Annotated in this window: 14 protein-coding genes; 10 read left to right on the forward strand and 4 right to left on the reverse strand. The window is 69.0% G+C overall.

Annotated elements, in window-relative coordinates; genetic code table 11:
• The first annotated feature begins 7 nt into the window (after positions 1–7).
• From Apa02nite_RS04635 to Apa02nite_RS04645, 3 genes are all read left to right on the forward strand, one after another.
• The gene (locus tag Apa02nite_RS04635; protein ID WP_203823972.1) at positions 8–2,134 is read left to right on the forward strand and encodes an esterase-like activity of phytase family protein; all 2,127 of its coding nucleotides are present in this window, start codon (positions 8–10) and stop codon (positions 2,132–2,134) included.
• Between the two features lie 137 nt (positions 2,135–2,271).
• Positions 2,272–2,928: a YdcF family protein gene (locus Apa02nite_RS04640; RefSeq protein ID WP_203823973.1), complete on the forward strand. Its 657-nt coding sequence runs from the start codon at positions 2,272–2,274 to the stop codon at positions 2,926–2,928.
• 211 nt (positions 2,929–3,139) lie between these two features.
• Entirely contained in the window at positions 3,140–3,643 is a 504-nt protein-coding gene (locus Apa02nite_RS04645) for a hypothetical protein (RefSeq protein ID WP_067683543.1), read from the forward strand.
• A 55-nt stretch (positions 3,644–3,698) separates the two neighbouring features.
• Here the strand turns inward: Apa02nite_RS04645 and Apa02nite_RS04650 are convergent, their stop codons facing one another.
• Positions 3,699–4,436, reverse strand: coding sequence for a hypothetical protein (locus tag Apa02nite_RS04650; protein ID WP_203823974.1), 738 nt, complete (start codon positions 4,434–4,436; stop codon positions 3,699–3,701).
• A gap of 109 nt (positions 4,437–4,545) precedes the next feature.
• Positions 4,546–5,970: a type I glutamate--ammonia ligase gene (glnA, locus tag Apa02nite_RS04655; protein WP_067704847.1), complete on the reverse strand. Its 1,425-nt coding sequence runs from the start codon at positions 5,968–5,970 to the stop codon at positions 4,546–4,548.
• A gap of 193 nt (positions 5,971–6,163) precedes the next feature.
• Here glnA and Apa02nite_RS04660 point away from each other — a divergent pair, with 193 nt between their 5' ends.
• Positions 6,164–6,559 (forward strand): RDD family protein, encoded by a 396-nt coding sequence (locus tag Apa02nite_RS04660; RefSeq protein WP_239164123.1) that lies wholly within the window; start codon positions 6,164–6,166, stop codon positions 6,557–6,559.
• A gap of 80 nt (positions 6,560–6,639) precedes the next feature.
• On the opposite strand, the gene Apa02nite_RS04665 is transcribed toward Apa02nite_RS04660, so the two are convergent.
• Positions 6,640–8,511, reverse strand: a complete 1,872-nt coding sequence (locus Apa02nite_RS04665) for a WXG100 family type VII secretion target (RefSeq protein WP_203823976.1) — start codon at positions 8,509–8,511, stop codon at positions 6,640–6,642.
• Positions 8,512–8,513: 2 nt separating this feature from the next.
• Positions 8,514–9,563: a hypothetical protein gene (locus Apa02nite_RS04670; protein ID WP_203823977.1), complete on the reverse strand. Its 1,050-nt coding sequence runs from the start codon at positions 9,561–9,563 to the stop codon at positions 8,514–8,516.
• 243 nt (positions 9,564–9,806) lie between these two features.
• On the opposite strand from Apa02nite_RS04670, the gene Apa02nite_RS04675 reads away from it, so the two are divergent.
• From Apa02nite_RS04675 to Apa02nite_RS04700, 6 genes are read left to right on the forward strand one after another with little or no spacing between them, the layout of a single operon-like run.
• On the forward strand, positions 9,807–10,148 hold the full coding sequence (locus Apa02nite_RS04675; RefSeq protein WP_067704832.1) for a WXG100 family type VII secretion target: 342 nt from the start codon (positions 9,807–9,809) through the stop codon (positions 10,146–10,148).
• Positions 10,149–10,174: 26 nt separating this feature from the next.
• Positions 10,175–10,459, forward strand: coding sequence for a WXG100 family type VII secretion target (locus Apa02nite_RS04680; protein ID WP_067704830.1), 285 nt, complete (start codon positions 10,175–10,177; stop codon positions 10,457–10,459).
• A 54-nt stretch (positions 10,460–10,513) separates the two neighbouring features.
• Positions 10,514–10,921, forward strand: coding sequence for a YbaB/EbfC family nucleoid-associated protein (locus tag Apa02nite_RS04685; protein ID WP_203823978.1), 408 nt, complete (start codon positions 10,514–10,516; stop codon positions 10,919–10,921).
• Positions 10,914–11,291, forward strand: a complete 378-nt coding sequence (locus Apa02nite_RS04690; RefSeq protein WP_203823979.1) for a hypothetical protein — start codon at positions 10,914–10,916, stop codon at positions 11,289–11,291. The genes Apa02nite_RS04685 and Apa02nite_RS04690 overlap by 8 nt, the downstream gene beginning before the upstream one ends.
• A 9-nt stretch (positions 11,292–11,300) precedes the next feature.
• A complete protein-coding gene (locus Apa02nite_RS04695) occupies positions 11,301–17,243 on the forward strand; it encodes a WXG100-like domain-containing protein (RefSeq protein ID WP_203823980.1) in 5,943 nt (1,980 codons plus the stop codon).
• Positions 17,240–18,484: a hypothetical protein gene (locus Apa02nite_RS04700; protein ID WP_203823981.1), complete on the forward strand. Its 1,245-nt coding sequence runs from the start codon at positions 17,240–17,242 to the stop codon at positions 18,482–18,484. Before Apa02nite_RS04695 ends, Apa02nite_RS04700 begins: the two co-directional genes overlap by 4 nt.
• Positions 18,485–18,493 lie beyond the last annotated feature (9 nt).

The raw sequence follows: 18,493 nt of genomic DNA on the forward strand, positions 1-18,493 counted from the left end.
AGGGCGCATGCCTCTACGCCGTACCACCTCGGCGGTTGTCTCCGTCCTGGCTCTTGCCGCGGCCGGCAGTGTGCCCGCCGCGGCGGCCGCGCACGGCCGTTCCAGCTCTTTCCACCGGCTCGCCACGTTTCCGGTCTATCTGAACTCGTCGATCGGCGACACCGCGGCGGCCGAGATCTCCACGGTCACCGAGGACGGCCGCACCGTCGTCTACACCGACAGCCCGGGTGAGCGGATCGGCTTCGTCGACATCACGAACCCGTCCCGGCCGCAGCCGCTGGGCACCCTCGCGATGGGTGGCGAGCCGACGTCGGTGGCGCACCTGGGCCGGCTGCTGCTGGCCGGGGTGAACACCAGCGCGTCGTTCACCGACCCGTCCGGCAAGCTGGTCGTGGTCGACGCCAGGACCCGCGCCGTGGTCCGCGAGCTGGACCTGGGCGGTCAGCCGGACTCGGTCGCCGTCGCGCCGAGCGGCCGGTACGTCGCGGTCGCCATCGAGAACGAGCGGGACGAGGACGTCGACGACGGCGCCATCCCGCAGGCGCCGGCCGGCTACCTCGCCGTGATCGACACCCGGACCTGGCAGGTCAGCAAGGTCGACCTCACCGGCCTGTCCGCGGTCGCGCCGACCGACCCGGAGCCGGAGTACGTCAGCGTCAACTCCCGCGACGAGGCCGTGGTCTCGCTGCAGGAGAACAACCACCTCGCGGTGGTGTCACTGCGCAGCGGCAAGGTCGTGAAGCACTTCAGCGCCGGCACGGTCACCGTCGACGGCGTCGACACCCTGGACGACGACAAGATCGAGCTCACCGGTTCGATCACCGCGAAGCGCGAGCCGGACGGCGTCACCTGGCTCACCGACGACCTGTTCGCCACCGCCAACGAGGGTGACTACGAGGGCGGCTCGCGCGGCTGGTCGATCTTCTCGGTCCGGGCCGGCCGGGCCGTCTGGGACGCCGGCAACACCCTCGAGCACATCGCCGTCGAGCACGGGCAGTACCCGGACAAGCGCTCGGACGCCAAGGGCATCGAGCCGGAGAACGTGACGTCCGCGACGATGGGCGGGGTGCCGTACGTCTTCGTCAACGCCGAGCGGGGCAACTTCACCGCCGTCTACGACGTGTCGAACCCGGTCAAGCCGCGCTTCACGCAGCTCCTGCCGACCACGAACGCCCCCGAGGGTGTCGTCGCGGTCCCGTCCCGGAACCTGCTCGTGGTCTCCTCCGAGGAGGAGGACCCGTCGATCGGCATCCGCGGCACGGTCCAGGTGTACGGGTTCGGTGTTCCGGCAAACCAGCAGCTCCACTCGGTGCGGGACATCCCGTTCGGCACGCTCTCCGCGCTCTCCGCGGTGCCCTTTTCTCCCCAGCGCTTGGTGGCAGTGACCGATTCGGCCTACTCGCCGACCCGGATCCTCGGCCTGAGCACCAGCGGGAGGATCGACTCTCAGCTGACCGTCACCAAGGACGGCGCCCCGGTCGGCTACGACGCCGAGGGCCTGGTCGCCCGCAAGGGCGGCGGCTACTGGCTGGCCGTCGAGGGCACCGGTGCCGGCAAGAACCCGAACCTGCTGGTCCGGCTGAACGCCGCCGGCCAGGTCCAGGAGGAGATCCCGCTCTCCGCCGACGTCGCGGCCGCGGTGACCAGTAACGGTCTCGAGGGCGTCGCCGAGACCGGCACGTCGGTCTGGGTCGCGGTCCAGCGCACGATCAAGGGCGACCCGGCGAACACCGCCCGGATCGGCCGCTACGACACGGTCACCAAGACCTGGTCGTGGCTGCTCTACCCGCTGGACACCGCGCCGGTCGGCTGGACCGGGCTGTCCGAGCTGGTCGCGGTCGACAGGAACACGTTCGCGGTGATCGAGCGGGACAACCAGCGCGGCACCCTGGCGTCGATCAAGAAGATCTACCGGTTCGACGTCCCGGCCACCTGGACCGGCACCCCGGCGGTCACCAAGAAGCTGGTCAAGGACGTGCTGCCGGCACTCGAAGCGGACAACGGCTGGGTGCAGGACAAGCTCGAGGGCCTGGCCGTCGCCGGCAACGGGCGCACCTACGCGGTGACCGACAACGACGCGATCGACGACGCCACCGGCGAGACCGTCTTCCTGGACCTCGGCCGCCTGCTCTGACCGCCAGACCGCGCCTGCTCCGGACCGCAGCGCGCGTCCCGGCCGTCGGCTGGCTCACAGGGGTGCCTCAGGGGTGTGGAGGCACCCCTGAGCGCCAGCCAGGGTCCTGCCGCGATCTTGGTGGCAGACTGGGTGGAGTGGGATTCGAGGTGCTGCCCGGTACGCCAGGCCTGATCCTGGATCAGGTCGCGCACATCCTGGTCCCGGGCCGGGGCCGGGCCGCCGACGGGCTCGGGCTCACCCCGCTGGGCGCGGCCCGCGTCACGGTCGCCGCCGAGCTGCACCGTTCCGGGCTCGGTGGCGTGATCGTCTGTTCCGGCTACAAGTCGCCGATCGACGGCAAGGGCGCGCCGTGGACCGCGCCGGACGCTCCGGGGGAGACGTTCCAGGGCATGCCCGAGGCCGACGCGATGCGAGACTCGCTGCTCGCTTCCGGGTTCAACCCCGACGTGGTACGCGTGGAGCGCCGGTCCGTCGACACCGTGACGAACCTGCTCCGGTGCGAGAACGAGGGGCACTTCGGTGACGACCGCCCGGTCGCGATCGTCTCCCAGCGGGCACACCTCCGGCGCATCCTCACCGTGATCGCCCCGCGGGCGCTGCGTCGTCCGTACCTCGGCGTGGTCGCGCCCGAGCCGCTCCCGCTGCCGGAGAGCCGGCTCGCCGCCCTGATCAGCCGCATGATCGTCACCGGCCTGCCACGTGACCCGGCTCGGGCGATCGCCAGCGCGCACCGCCGCAGTGAGCTGCTCTGGTCGTCGGCCCGGCTGCTGGGCAAGCGCACGTATCACTGAAGAACGACGGTCACTGAAAAACGACGGGTTGGCCTGGCCGGTCGGTCAGCGGCGGAACATCGATCGGCGGGGCAGCCCCTCGGGCATCCAGTCATTTACGTCGAAATGCCGCTCCTGGATGGGTGAAACCCGGTTCCGGGGTGATGCGCAGACGGCCCGGGAGCCGAAGAATCGACGTACCGGATAAACAGTGAAACAAGGACGTGAACCAGTGAAAAAGCTTCAAAATGGTGCAGCGCGCTTCCTGGCCGCCGCGGTCGCCTCCGTTGCGGCGTCCGGCCTGCTGGCCGCCGCCGGCGCTGCCCCGGCAGTCGCCGCCGCGGCGAGCTGCTGGCGTGCCTCCGAGCAGCACACCGTGAAGAAGCTGACCGTCAAGGTCCTCGACAGTGGATTCACCTACCGCTGGTGCGCGCAGGGCGGCAAGGTCACCGGTTTCGTGATCGAGAACTGGCACAGCGTGGTCCGCAACTCGGCCTGGGCCTCCGACGCCCGCGGCGACATCCAGCCCACGATGCGTCTCGGCCAGGACCGCCTGCACATCTACGCCGACTTCAGCGCCAAGTCCACCGTGGCCGGAAAGATCACCGTCGCCCGCAAGTTCGCCGGCGCGAAGGCCAAGGCCAACGTGAGCTGGACCCCGGGCCGCTTCGGCGACCACTACGAAATCAACCTCTGGCCCAACGGCACCCTGACCGGCGACTCCTGGAAGAGCTGACCGGACCCGAGACGGCGGTCCGGTCCGGGCCGCCGTCCAGCGCGCCGGGGCCCGGCTAGCTCGGCGGTGCGAAGTAGGCCTTGAGACTGTCGCAGCCCTTCCGGGCGTCCCCCTGGGCCGGCAGGGTTGCCGACGCGCCACCCTCGATCGTCGTGGTGCCGAGCGGAGTGACCTTCCGGGCCTGCTGCGGCTGGCCGTCGGGTGGCTGGTCCCAGGCGATGCAGACCACGCCGGCCGAGACCGTGCCGCTGTTCGGGTTGGTCAGGACGACCGCGTCGAACGGCTCGTACTTCTCCCGGGGCTGCCCCTGGTCGTCGACCGGCTGGGGCTCCACCGGGTCGGGTGCCTCCGGGAAGTCCACGGTGGTCAGGCCGCCGACGGTCACCCGGACATCGGCCACCTTCGCCGTGTCGGCGCCGGCGAAGGAGAGCACGTCGTAGGACGTCTCCCGGGCGGCCAGCACCAGTCCGGCCCGGTCCGCCCCGTACGCCGCGGTGACGGTGACCCCGGGCAGCGCCACCCCGGCCTCGTCCACCGCCGTGATCTTCAGCGTCGGTACCAGAGCCGACCGCCCGGCGTTGGTGATCTCCAACATCTGGTCCATGTACCCGGACGGCCCGATCCGGTGGAACACGAACGACAGCTGATCCGCCCGCGCGGTGTCGCTCCCGCCGGAGGAGCAGCCGGCGGCGGCGGTCAGGGTCAGCAGGAGCACGGCAGCCCCGCGGGCGCCCCGCCGGAGCCGGCACGACGAGGCCGGGCCGGACGCGGCCGGATCGACAGTGGAGATCACGCGCGGAGTATGCCAGTCCAGACCGCACATGATCTTGCATATATCAAAACGGCGGCCACGCTCGGCCGAAGCCGAGCATGACCGCCGCCTCAACGAGCGACGCCCAGAATCAGACGTTGTAGTACATCTCGAACTCGTGCGGGGTCGGGCGCAGGCGCACCGGGTCGATCTCGTTGGTGCGCTTGTAGTCGATCCAGGTGGAGATCAGGTCGTCGGTGAAGACGCCACCGGCGGTGAGGTACTCGCTGTCGGCCTCGAGCGAGTTCAACACGCCGTCGAGCGACGCCGGCACCTGCTTGACGCTGCCCCACTCCTCCGGCGGCAGGTCGTACAGGTCCTTGTCGATCGGCGCCGGGGGCTCGATCTTGTTCTTGATGCCGTCCAGGCCGGCCATCATCTGCGCCGAGAACGCCAGGTACGGGTTCGACGACGGGTCCGGCACGCGGAACTCGATGCGCTTGGCCTTCGGGTTGCTGCCGGTCACCGGGATACGGGTGCAGGCGGACCGGTTGCGCTGCGAGTAGACCAGGTTGACCGGCGCCTCGTAGCCGGGCACCAGGCGCCGGTACGAGTTGACGGTCGGGTTGGTGAACGCGAGCAGCGACGGCGCGTGGTGCAGCAGGCCACCGATGTACCAGCGGGCCATGTCGGACAGCCCGGCGTACCCGGTCTCGTCGTAGAACAGCGGCTCGCCGCCCAGCCACAGGCTCTGGTGGGTGTGCATGCCGGAGCCGTTGTCACCGAAGAGCGGCTTCGGCATGAACGTCACGGTCTTGCCGGCGGCCCGGGCGGTGTTCTTGATGATGTACTTGAACAGCTGCATCTGGTCGCCGGCGTGCAGCAGGGTCGAGAACTTGTAGTTGATCTCGGCCTGGCCCGCGGTGCCGACCTCGTGGTGCGAGCGCTCGACGGTGAAGCCGGTGTCGATCAGCTGGCGGACCATGGTGTCGCGCAGGTCGGAGTAGTGGTCGACCGGCGAGACCGGGAAGTAACCACCCTTGAAGGTGGTCTTGTAGCCCAGGTTGCCGCCCGCTTCCTCACGGCCGGAGTTCCACGCGCCCTCGATCGAGTCGATGTAGTAGAACGCCTGGTGAGCGGAGGTCTCGTGGCGGATCGAGTCGAAGATGTAGAACTCCGCCTCGGCGCCGAAGTACGCGGTGTCGGCGATGCCGCTGGCGGCGAGGTACGCCTCGGCCTTCTTGGCCACGTTCCGCGGGTCACGCGAGTACGCCTCGCGGGTGAACGGGTCGTGGATGAAGAAGTTCAGCGCGAGGGTCTTCTGGATCCGGAACGGGTCGATGAACGCCGTCGCCACGTCCGGGAGCAGCATCATGTCGGACTCGTGGATGGCCTGGAAGCCGCGGATCGAGGACCCGTCGAAGGCGAGGCCGTCGGTCACCACACTGTCGTCGAACGACTCCACCGGGATGTTGAAGTGCTGCATCACGCCGGGGAGGTCACAGAACCGTACGTCGACGAACTTGACGTCCTCGTCTTTGAGGTATCGCAGGAGTTCCTCGGGATTGGCGAACACACGTCCTCCTGGCACAAGTTTTTCCGATACCGGGCGGCATGGGCCGCCACCTGGCAAGGCTGGTCGCGACGTTATGGGTACGGAGTTGCCCTGGCGTATCCCTATTGTTTCCGCCGTGTTACGTAACTCTGATGATCAGGCACGGCGCGAGCGCGAGGCGACCCCAGGAACCTATCGCGTACGCTCGGCGGTCGTGGCAGCTTCCGCGAACGACACCCCTGCGGCCCCGGCCCACCTGGAACCGGCCGGCGGCGGTCAGCGGCTGATCGCGCTGCTCATCGACTGGATCCTCTGCCTGCTGGTGGCCAGTCTGTACGCCAGCCCGTACCAGGTGCAATGGCCTCCGGTCGCCCTGTTGATCGTGGTGAACACCGTCTTCATCGGGCTCTTCGCCGAGACCCCCGGCATGCGCCTGGCCCGGATCCGCTGCGTCGGCCACCCGGACGGCGGCCGGATCGGGCTGCTCCGCGGCCTGTACCGCGCCCTCCTGCTGGCCCTGCTGATCCCGGCCCTGATTGCCGACGACCGCGGCCGGGGTTTACACGATCGGGTGGCCGGCTCGATCGTGATCGGCAAGCCGCGCGGCTGACCCGGCCTACCGCCCGACGCTCTTCGCGTCCCGCGGATGCCACGAGGGCGACCCCAGCACCCGCTCCTCGACGAACCGGATCACCGGCCGCCGCCGAGGATGCGGCGGATCTCCGGCTCGTAGGGTGGCTCGTCGCTGCGGCCGGTCATCACGCCGCCGCCCGGGGTCGGCACCTCGAACGCCCGCTCGTCGGTGACGATAGCGTCCGCCTCGTCGTCGTGCCGGGCCGGAACCGCGTCACTGCTGGTCCGGCGCTTGCCGAGCTCGGGCGCGACGGTTCCCGGCCGGTGCTGCGGCGGTGCCTCACGCGACCGGGTCGCGGCCTGGCTGCGCAGCCCGCGGGGCACGTCCTCGAGCCCCGCGGCGAACGACCCGGCCGGCGGTGTCCCCGGCGCCTCGAGCGTGCCCGAGCCGGCGCCGGCCCGCGCCTGTTCCGTACCGAAATAGTCGGCCCACGGACTCGTGCGCCGGTCGTCCTGCGGTTCGCCGCGCCGCCGGGCGGGCTGCGGCGGCAGCGCCGGCCCGGTGGGCCGATTCACCATCGGCGAGGTGGTGCCGTCCGGACGGTAGGCGGCATCGCTGCCGCGTTTCGCGTCCGGGCGCAGGTCTTCGGTGCTTCCGGGCCGCCGCCGCTCCCGGTTTCCGGCCGGATTTTTCAGTACGGGCGGAGCCGAGCTGCCCGGTCCCCGCCCGAACGTCTTCTCGCCGTCGACCGGGGCGCCGGGCACCCGGTTCGCCGCGTCGCCGCGTCGCCGGTCGCCGAGCCGTCCCGCCGGCGGCGACGTGGTCCCGGCCGGGTTGAGGGTGCCGCGGCGCAGCGTGCGACCCGGCGGCTGACCCAGCCCGGGCGGCGGGGCGGTGCCCCGGCCGAACGAGTTCCGGCCCAGCTGGCCGGGGTTGGGCGGGAGCGCCGGTGTGGTGGTGCCCGGGCGCACCCCGGTGGCGCCGGGGCCCAGCCCGGGCGGGGGCAGGCCGGGCTTCAGGCCACCGGGCAGCCGGCCGGGCACACCCGGGGGCAGCACCGGGACGCCCGGAGGCAGCCCGGCAGCGCCCACCGGCGGCGCACCCGGCTGATTCGGGAGGGCGGTCCCGGGCGGCGGCGTGCCGGGCTGCCCCGGTGTGTTCGGCGAGGGCGGGGCGGGGTTCGAGCCGTTGATCGGTGGCGGCAGCGGGAGGGGCAGACCGGGTGTCACGACGGGCGGCGGAGGCGCCGAGCCCAGGCCGGGCGGAGTCAGGAACGACGGGCTGCCCGGGTTGTTCAGCACCGCGTTCATCGGCTGGACCGGCGGCCCCGTCCCGGTGGAGAGCGTGGCCAGGTAGTCGAAGTACTGGTTGCCGTAGTCGTACGCAAGATCTTGGGCCTTTGTCCGGTATTCCCGGGCGACCTGGTCGACGTCGGCGTGGATCTCCTCCTTGCCGGCCGCGTCCCAGCCCTGGCCGTTGGCGACCCAGGCCCCGAGGTGCTCGAAGAAGCCGAGGTTGCCGGTCTCGGTGAGTTTCTGCCGGTACTCCGCCTCCAGCAGGTCCATCTTCTGCCGGGCCTCCCGGGTGATGGTCACCAGGTGCCGCAGGGCGGTGCGGTTGGTCTGCGCGGCGGCGATCCACATGTCGAGGTAACCGAGCGTCTCGCCGGGCCCGCGCTTGAGGAACTCGGCGGCGGCCTTCGGCGACGTCCACTCGTCCTGCAGCGCGGTGCTGCGCCCGGCCACGAACGACTTCACGTCCTCGAGGAACGTCACCGCGTTGTCCCACTGGTCGGCGAGGGCGGCGATGTCCTCCGGATGCATGTTCTTGATCTTGCGTTGGACGGCCTCGAACGTCAGCTCGTTGCCCTCGCCGGCCTTCGGGGTGAACGCCGCGTCGGCCGGCTCGTACGTCTTGTAGTGCGTGTACCCGCTGTACGGGCTGTACCCGTAGTTCGGGTCGGCGCTGAAACCGAAGTAGTTCGCCATGGCTAATCGGTCACCTCGTCGTAGTACGGGTCGTACCTGACCGCGATCGGCTCGACGACGCCGGGCTGGCCCTCGGTCTGCGTGCCGATCGTCAGCCGGTCGGTCTCCTCGAGGTGGGTGCCGTGGCCCTTGTCGTCGCGGACGCTCTTCTCCGAGGTCTCGGTGACCACCTGATCGCCCGGGTCCAGATCGGTGATCTTCCGGTTGGTGACGGCGCCCTTGGCGTTCATGGTGTCCTCCACCTGATGCCGGACATCACCCCCTGAGGTGTACGAGGTGGTCTCGACACTGCCGCCGGTCGGCTTGCCCTTGGCGTCGAACGACCGCGTGGTGGTGGTCTGCGTGTCGGTCCGGCTGTCGAAGCTGACCACGGTGTGCGTGGAGCCGCTCGCGACGACGTGGCCCTTGGCGTTGTAGATGGTGGTGGTGACGACCGTGCCGTTGCCCGGGACGGTCACCGTGACCATCTCGCGCCGCTCGCCGTTCGGTCCGGTGGCGGTCTGCAGCGTCTGGTTCGGGCCGAGCTGCTTGGCCTCCCCGTCGTCGGTCCACAGCTCGCTCCCGGCGCTCAGCGGCTTGCCCTTCTGCTCGGACAGCTGCTCCGCGTACGTCTTCCCGATGCTCGAGGGCAGCCCGTCCGGCCGGGGGACGCTCTTGTCGCCGAACGCGAAGAGCACGTCGTTGAGGGACGCGGCCGACATGGCGTCGTTCGCTTCGTACGAGTCGGCGACGGTCTGCGCCGCCATCCCGACGTTGTGCAGGGTCTTGCCCAGCTGACCGAGATAGACCAGGAACTCCGACCCGTTCGCGGTGAGCATCGACTTCGCCGCGGTGGCCTCACCCAGCACGTCACCGGTCCACGCGTCGTTCGGCATGGAGATCAGCCGGCTCAGGTGCGCGCCACGCGCTCCGAGGTCGAGCTGCTGATCGGCCATGTGCTTCGCGTACGCCCGCAGGCCCTGCAGGTCGACCTTCAGCGGCGGCCCGCCGCCGAGCCAGTCGGCCTGCGTGTTCGTGGCGGTCTGCTCCGCGTACGGATCGATGTCGCTCATCACGCCTCCCCGGTTTCCGCCGCGTGGCCGCCGTCGGAGGTTAGTACACCGGGTGGCCGGATCCGGTTCGGCGCGAGGCCGATGTGGAGGTTCGAACCGAACCCGGCAACCCGGTGTACGACCTGACATAGCCCACACGGCGCAACGGGCGGGGTAGCCCGATCTATTGCTCTTGGTTACCTTCGGAACACAGTGCGCCACCTTCGAGGATCGGGGTGAACCACGTTGTCAGGAACTCCGGGTATGGGCCAGGTCCATGCCACTCAGGAACAGCTCAACGCGATGGCGCAGCGGTGCGAGGACACCGGGCAGAACGTGTCCCGGGGGATGGCCCAGCTGCTCGATCGCATCCAGTCGCTCGGCGGCGGCGGATTCCAGGGCACCGCGAACAACGCGCTCCAGGACGTCTCCGTGCAGCTGAACGACGGCCTCACCAAGATCATCAGGGCGCTGGACGAGCTCGCCGGGAAGATGAGCAACGCGTCCAAACAGTACGGCGCGCATGACGAGGACGCGGCGCAGGAGATCCGTTCCGCGGCCGCCGCCACCGGCGACAGTTCCGTCATCAGCATCCTGCGCGGCTGACCGCAGATTCTTCGGAGAGGCGAATCATGAGCATCACCTACAACTTCGGCCAGATCAACGACGTCGCGGCCGCCATCGGCACCTACGAGGGCCAGATGGACCAGCAGCTCAACGACCTCTACACCGCCTTCACGCAGCTGTTCGCGCAGGACTGGACCGGTTCGGCCGGCACCGCCTGCGACGAGGCCCGGCAGAAGTGGAACCAGGGCGCCACCGAGATCAAGGCCGCGCTGTCCAGCGTCGGCGTCAAGCTCGGCACCTCCGCCGAGCGGATGCAGCAGATCGACCAGCAGATCGCTGCCGGGATGTGAGTCGCACCGGCCGCCGGTGACCACCGGCGGCCGCTGGACGAGAGGTGAGAGCTGATGGCGGACGTACCCGGGCGCCCCGACTGGAGCGCTCTGCACCACATGGTTTCCGACCTGCGCAAAGCCACCTCCGAACTGCCCGAGATACAGCGGCGGATGTTGTCGGTGACCGGTACGGCCTGGTCACCGGACGGACTGATCACGGCAGTGGTCGGGCCGCGGGGCCACCTGATGGAGCTCGAGATCGACCCGCGGGCGCTCCGCCGGCCGGACTCGAAGGCGCTGTCGGCGACCATCCTGCAGACCGTGCGCGCCGCGATCGAGGACGCCGGCCGGCAGAGCACCGAGGTGCTCGACGACGTGCTCCCCGGTGACCTGCGGGCGCTGGCCGGCACCGACGTACGGACCTTCGTCGGCAGCCACGACGCCGATGTGCGGGCCCGGGCGGAGGACGGCCGTGGGTGAGTTCGTACAGATCAGGACGTCGCCCGCGGACATCGTCACCATCGCGAACAGCATCCGGAGCCGGGGCGAGGCCCTCGAACGGGCAGTCGCTGCGCACCTCCCGGCGATCGAGGAGCGCGAACGGCGGGAGAAGACGTTCCCGCCCGACGAGTTCACCGGGGACTTCCACGAGCAGTACACCGCAGCGGCCACCGGCGTCCGGGGCACCCCCTCGACGGTGAACCAGGCCGTACGGGAGGCCGCGCTCTTCTGCGCCGAGCAGCTGACCCACATCGGCGAGTACGTGGCCGGCGCGATGGCGACCTACGACGTCACCGATCAGCAGGGTGGCGCCGACATCGCCGCGGCGGGTCACCACGATCCGCGGTGAGGCGGCATCGTGTCCAGCGGTGACGATCACGAGATCCTGACCACGTTCCTCGACTGGTTCACGTCGATCGAGGAACACATCCCGGGCGCCCGCGACAAGGTCGGCGAGATCCTGCTCGGTGCGCTCCCGTTGGCCCGGGCCAACGACCTCTACGACCTCGCCGCCCAGTGGGGTGACCTCGCCGGGACGCTGAACGACGCGTACGAGGACATCGCCCAGGCGGCCAACGGCATCCTGGAGAACTGGACCGGCGACGAGTCGTCGGCGCAGTTCGCCCAGCAGTGGTTCGACTACCTGGACGGCCTCCGGCAGACCGCCGTCAGCGCCGAGCAGTTGCAGGCGAGCGTGCAGAAGGTCGGCCTCGAGGTCGAGCTGATGAAGTTCATGGCCTTCGTCAACCTGGCGATGCTGGCCGCCTCGTTGTTCATGCTGATCGTCGCGATGATCCCGTCCGGCGGGGGCTCGCTCGCCCTGGCACCCGGGATGTACACGACGTGCCGCAAGGGACTGATGGAGGCGGCTGCCGCGACCGTACGAAAAATTGCTTCTATCTCGTTGCGCACCTCGCTGAAGTCGATGAAGAACCTGTTCCGCGGACTGCCTGGCGCCCTCGGACGCGGGGTGCCCCGGGCGATCACGGCAGGCCGCAACGTCTTTCCACGGGTCGCCGGAGTCCTCAGCGACAAGCTGTCCCCGGCCGCCCTGCGGCAGGCAGCCAAGACGGCGATCGCCAAGGGGCTCACCAACCTCACCCCGCGCGCGCTGATCAGCCGGGGGATCTCCAAGGCGGTGGCACAGAAGCTCGCGGCGAAGGAACTGCGCAGGTTCGCCTCCGACCGGATCACCGGCACCCTGAACCGGCAGACCCGGCGGGAGCTGCAACGGGAGCTCGCCCGGGACGTCCGCCGGCAGCTCATGGCGAAGTGGACCAAGCAGAAGATCGCCCAGAAGGCCGCGTCGACCACGGCCGAGAAGGAAACGCTCGCCGAGCTGAAGAAGATGGCCGCCCGGCAGGTCGCGGAGAAGAGCCTCGGCCCGGAGTTCGCGAAGTACGTCGGCACCCGGGCCGGCTTCGGCGCGATGTTCATGGGCGGCTTCGACGTGCTCGGCCAAGGCCTGCAGGGACTGTCCGGCAACCGCACCGAGATGGACTGGGCACACGCCGGGAACAGCGCGGTGCAGGGTGCGGCGTTCGGCGCCGGCATGTTCGGCGGCCCGCTCGGCCACGCGTTCGGCGGCGCCCTGGCCGGCGGCGCGGTTGCTCTCGGCACGGAGATGGGCGGCGCCGACGGCATCAACTGGGCGGCGGTCGGGCACGGCGCGGTGCAGGGCGCCGAGGCCGGCGTCATCCTCGGCGGCCAGACCCACCTGGAGAGCTCACACCTGGGCGGCCGCCACCTGCGGATCGGCGAGGACATCCAGGTGCTGCCCGGCGCGAGGGAGGGCGACTTCACCGTCGTCTCGGCCCGCGCGGCCCACAACGAGAAGCTCACCCTGACCAGCGACGGCGAGTTCGCCTGGCAGACCGACTACAACGGCGGGCGGTCTGGGCAGAGCGAGGGCTTCCAGCCCCCGCCGGCAACCGGACCCTCCCCGCACCCGGCCACCACCAGCCCGGGCCACGTGGCGGCCGCAGCCTCGATTGCGGCAACCAGCGCCGCCGCCCCACGAACCGAAGCACCGGCCCCACGAACCGAAGCACCGGCCCCGCGAACCGAAGCACCCGCACCCCGCCCCGAAACGCCGGCCCGTCCGGATGCCGGCGGCCAGCCCCCGGAGACCATCGCGGCCCGCTCCACCGGCACAGATCCGATCCAGGCTGCTACGAATCCGAATGCAGCCGTTCCCGATCCGAGCCGAGCTGTGCCAGATCCGGCCCGCGTCGCTCCGGATCTGAGCCGCCCCACTCCGGACCCGGCCCGAGCCGCCGTCGGCGACGGCGGACCGCCGCATGGCGAGCACATCCCGGCTCGGCCGGACAGCGTCGGCCCCGATCGCCACACGGTGGACAGCGACCCGCCGTCTGACAGCGGGCCACCGGCATCGGCCCGACCCGAGCACGCCGTGGCTGCGGTGGAGCGGGGCAGCGACGCCGAGCCACGAGACCCCAGCGGCGGCGATTCCGGCGTACGGGATGGGGGTGGTCATGGCCGCGATCTGGCGCCGGACAGCGGCCTCGCCGGGCGCGGACTTACGCCGGACGGCGATCCTGCCGGGCGCGGACCGGCGGCGAGTCATGATCTTGGGAGCCGTGATCCTGCTTCGGGGGGTGATGTCGCCAGGCATGCTGATCGGGCCGCAGGGCAGTGGGCTGTTTCGGACAGCGGGCTGCCTGGCCGGGCCGGCGGTGAGCTGCCGGAGGCGTTGCGGATTCAGGAGATCCTGCGTGGGGAGGACGGGTCGGCGCGGCCTGCCGGGGTCTCCCATCGGCGCGAGGTCGCGCGGCTGGAGCCGCCGGAGGTGGAACGGCTCGGCCCGGACCTTGCCGACGGGCGGTTGCGGGCGCGGGGTGGGCCGGAGCAGCACGGGCGGTGGGCGGCCGAGCATCTGAGCGGCCGCACGGAGGCGGGCGGGTCGCGGCCGAAGCCGGGTGAGGAGATCGCGCGGACCGTCGACGACGCCGCGGACCAGGCAGCGGACCACATGACGCCGCGGCCTGACGGGTCGGCGAGCCCGGAGCGGGTGGCGCACGAACAGGGCCGGCAGGATCGGGAAGTGAGGCCGGAAGAGGCCGTTGACCAGTCACGGGACGATCCCGGCCGAGATGGGGACCAGGTCGAGCGGCCGGAGAACGATCATCCGGCCGGGCACGATCCGGATGGCCCGGAGCCGAGGCGGCCGGGGGAGCCGCGGACGCCGTTGCGTGACTTCTTCTCTGAAGCCATGGAAGCGAGCCCGGAATGGAACGAGGGCGTCAGGCGAGAGTTCGCCCGGGAGTTGTCCGGGCGTGACTTCGCCGGATTGGACGTCCGCGTGGACCACGTCCGGGCGGGAAGCCGCTCGCTGGACGTCGCGATGTCGGTGGTCGACCCCGCCACCGGTGAGAAGGTCGGCGCCATTGACCGCCGGATCGGCGTGGACCGGAACACCGGAGGTATCGAGGTCCAGCACCTGAGGTTCGACGTGAAACCGGAGTACCAGAACCTCGGGTTCGGTCGGGCGTTCAACGATCACATGGAGGGCTGGTACGTCGAATCCGGCGTCGATCGGATCGTTCTTCAGGCGGGCAAATCGGTTGGCGGCTACGCCTGGGCCCGGGCCGGCTACGACTGGCACAACAACTCCGACTATCAGGCGAGAGACGTCCTCAGCCGGCTAGAGGCGGCCGTGGGGAATCTCCAGAAGGACCTTGATCTGCTGGTCTCCGCATCTCGCCGAGGCGCGTGGGAGACCGTCGGCAACATCATCGCCAAGCACGGCTATCCGGATGCCGCGTCGGCATTCGAGGGCATGTCCCGTCAGAAGGATGAAGCGTCATCTGTCTTGGACCGGGGACGATCCTTGCCTTACCGGAGTCCGCGCTTTCCGACACCTCACGAGATCAGCCAGGTCGGGCGGACCGACCAGGGCGGCACCTCGGCGACGTGGATCGGCAAGCGGGCCATGCTGGGGTCGGGCTGGCACGGCGCGAAGGTTCCGGAGATGCGTCCGGAGGCACCGTTGAGGGCGGAGCCGGCGGCATCTGTCGCCAGGACGGATCAGCACTCGCGCTCCGATGCCCCGATCCGGGACGGCCTGGATTCAGTGGTGGAATCCAAGCCGGATGCCGGGTTGGCTACGCCACATGATTCTCCTCGTCGCGCGGAAGATCTACATAGTCCGGAACGCGGCGATGGAGAGCCTGCCGATCATTCCGAGACGGAGCCGTATGCGGCTGCACGGCGGGAGGCGGATTCCACCGGACAGGAGTACGACCCGTTCCGGGACACCGGGGAGAGCTACACCGACGCTGACCGGGAGCAGATGCGGGACCGGATCGACCGGGCGCTGAATCCGGGCCGCTATGAGCAGGACGAACTTGTTGGGAGCCCGAGGGACGGCGATGCGTTGGTGGACTCGGCGCCTGCGGATACGCCTCCGGAGGGCACCCGCCAGGTGCCGGATCACTCGACGAGCACGCTGTCGGGTCAGGAGATCGCTGACCATCTTCGGCCGCGACTTGGCAATGATCTTGCTGATGGCATCGGCCGAGTCATGGGGCGGGATGCGGCGGGTTCCGATCTCGCTCCACGGTTGAATACTCCCGGGGAGCTTGACCGGACATCGGCAGCACTGGCGGAACTCGCGGCGGGAGACGCGCTCGAACCGAGCAGAGGCTGGTTGGAGAAGTTCAACCAGCTCAATCCGGGTGCGGGGCGGCTGTTCGAGCCGGTGGCCGACCACGTGAACCGGCTGGGTAGCGGCGCGGATCGTGCTCGGGAGTTCGCCGACACGATTCGGGCGGACGATCCCGCCCGAGATGTCGGACCTCACCCAGATGCCGGGCAACGCGCACTGGTGGCGGACTATACCGCTCGCATGGAGCGTGACCTGGCACCGGTGGCCGAGGCCGAGACGTCGGCTGTCGGGGGAGAGGCGGCTCGGCAGGCCGGTGGCGACGTGAAACTGTCCGTCCGGTCGCGAGATGCCAGCTCGCTGCATACAGAGGTCGATCGACTCGTCAAGGGCAGCTGGACCGAACCGGGCCGGCCTGAGGCGAGAGTGGGCGACGTGCTCGATCCGGTGACGGTACGTCTGACCGTGTCGGACATGACTGTCCTGGATGCCGTTTACGAGAACGTGCGGGCGCGGTTCGGGGTCGGTGACGGCGGTCGCATCCTGCATGTCGACAACACTTATGCCCATCCGCGGCCGGGTCTTCGCTCACCTGCCGAGCGAGGGATCTCGGTGATCATCAGAGCAGAGGTCGAGGGGCGTTCACACACGTACGAGTTGGAGTTGAGGACCGAGCGGGCGGGGCTCGCGGCGGACTTGAAGGACGTGATGTCCCGATCGCTCGGGGATGACCTGTCGTCCGAGCAGGCGCGCGCGATTGATCAGATGGTGCGGGAGGCGGCGGCTCTCGACCAGCTGGAGTCCAGGTCGGAGACGATTGCTGACGCTGAGTCCCGGGCTGCGCGGGACGCTGCCAAGCGGGACGCTGATCGGGAAATCCGCCAACAGGGAAAAGATGGGCGTTTTCAGGCATCTCTCGTGAAGAACGAGTTGACAGATAATTCGATGTTCGAAGGCCTGAACGAGCTGGACCGAGGGAAGGTCGCGGAGGCGCTGATTCAATTACCCAAAAAGATGACGTTGAAACTTCGGAAACGCGTATTCGAATGGGCCTTCGAGCGGGCTCGTGGTGACGTGCGCGCCTTCGCTAACCATGTCGAGTTTGCACATTCACGATGGAGGGAGATGGCGGGTGATAATGAGAAATATCTCTATGAGTCGGCTCGAAAAAACCAGGTTACCGAGGTTGACACAAGAGGGTTCAAGACCGCTGCCCAGATTAGTGCTACCGAGGTGATGATTTCCGATGAAGGCATGGCGCGCCTGAAATCCGACCTTGAAGATGATCTTCAGTATCTCGCTGGCAAGCCTCATTCGATCAGCCTGCCGGAGCAGGTGCATCCCGATCTAGTTGCATCCAAGCTTGTCGGGCTCGAGCACCCGCCATGGGAGATGCCTGAAGCGGAGGCTTATCACGCGCACAAGCACCTGTCGGATCTTCCCCCCGAGGACAGGTATCCCGGCAATCCGATCGACGTCTACACGCGGAGTCTTCTGAAGACACTGCTGACAGGCAAAATTCGGGTCGAGCCACCTACGAACGACGGGGGTAAGACGATGCTCACTTACCACAGGGCGATCTCCGACTCGGGTGATGTGATGCTGGCCCGAGCGTATCTCAGCGATGACGGATCGGTTGTGGTCGCGACGTATGGAAGGGTGGAACTCCGAAAATGATGCGCCGCAAATATGCACTAGAGGAACTGCGGCGCTTCGCGTTGCGCACTCTTGAGGCTAGCGTTCCTGGTGACCGTTGGGTGCGCAGGAGCGTAGCGGACTTCTTTCGCCTGCTGGTTGATGTACACGCTCTAATTCCTGATTTTGACCTTCGAGATGTGGCCGACGGCAGCGATTTCTACTCCGATGTGGTTGCTCAACTGCAGCGACTGCGCTCAGATGTTCAAATGGCTGCTGACTGGCAGGTCGACGAGATCGAGGAAGCCTCTGACGAGCAGCTGGAGCTTGCCCTGCGGATTCGCTCAGGGTTGCAGTATCTGCATGACGACTTTGCGGACACTGCGGCGGCGGGACTGGTCGACGAGAGGGTTCTTGCCGAAGCGGACGCCGCCACGAAGGACTTGCTCGACAAATATGGTCCGGCCGAACCGGACGATGTGCCGGCGTTCGTGCCGGTTTCGCACTGGTGGTGGGACAGCTCGTTCCGGGCCGCCATGCCGGACTGGGTGACGGTGTATCGCTACGGCGAAGCCCCGGATGACCTGAGTACCGCCTTCTACATCGCAGACCGGGCATACTCGCGACCCTGGCTGGCGCTGGCGGCGCGACAGGAGGCGTCGAGCTTCTTCTCCGATCGGGATCTGATCCGAGAGGTCCTGCGCGTCGAGGGGTCCGCCGGCTATCTCGGTGGCGCCCTGCCGACCTGGGACCAGTTCCGTCAGCGACATGTAGTGGACGGTGTCCCGCTGCCGGTGCGGAGCGTGCCGCAGGACTACGTGCCACCGCCGGGCTGGGACGCGATGATGGCCGAGATCCAGCGGGAACGGGATGCGGTCTTCGCCGACCTGCAAGGTGCCGCCGCGGAGGCTTTCCCGAATGCTCCGACGCAGGTGAACTCGGTGGAGGGGCCGATGCGGTTTTCGCGGGGGGCGGTGCAGAAGCACGAGGAATTATGGGGCTTCCGCATCAATTTCATGGCTTTTCCCGGTTTCCCGGATAGTGTGCCGCCGGCTGAGGAGATCGCAGCGGTCTCGCCGAAGTTGTCGCAGCGGGGTTGGGTTGTTGCGTCGCTCAGGGACAGTCCTGGAGAGCTGCACATGGAAGCAGCCCGTGGAGAATTTCGCCTGTCGGTCTTCGCTGAACCGGGAGCAGTCACTTTCATCGTGCTCTCGCCCAGATATCGCGCACCCCTGGACATGGGGCCCATCTGGATCATCGAGCCCCGCGTAGTGGGCAGTTAGGTAGGCGAC

Origin of the sequence: Actinoplanes palleronii (assembly GCF_016862315.1) — a bacterium.
Lineage (GTDB): Bacteria > Actinomycetota > Actinomycetes > Mycobacteriales > Micromonosporaceae > Actinoplanes > Actinoplanes palleronii.

Coding starts and splice junctions, on each gene's coding strand:
- Apa02nite_RS04635 (WP_203823972.1), top strand. CDS start 8: ATGCCTCTACGCCGTACCACCTCGGCGGTTGTCTCCGTCCTGGCTCTT.
- Apa02nite_RS04665 (WP_203823976.1), bottom strand. CDS start 8,511: ATGGCGAACTACTTCGGTTTCAGCGCCGACCCGAACTACGGGTACAGC.
- Apa02nite_RS04670 (WP_203823977.1), bottom strand. CDS start 9,563: ATGAGCGACATCGATCCGTACGCGGAGCAGACCGCCACGAACACGCAG.
- Apa02nite_RS04675 (WP_067704832.1), top strand. CDS start 9,807: ATGGGCCAGGTCCATGCCACTCAGGAACAGCTCAACGCGATGGCGCAG.
- Apa02nite_RS04680 (WP_067704830.1), top strand. CDS start 10,175: ATGAGCATCACCTACAACTTCGGCCAGATCAACGACGTCGCGGCCGCC.
- Apa02nite_RS04685 (WP_203823978.1), top strand. CDS start 10,514: ATGGCGGACGTACCCGGGCGCCCCGACTGGAGCGCTCTGCACCACATG.
- Apa02nite_RS04700 (WP_203823981.1), top strand. CDS start 17,240: ATGATGCGCCGCAAATATGCACTAGAGGAACTGCGGCGCTTCGCGTTG.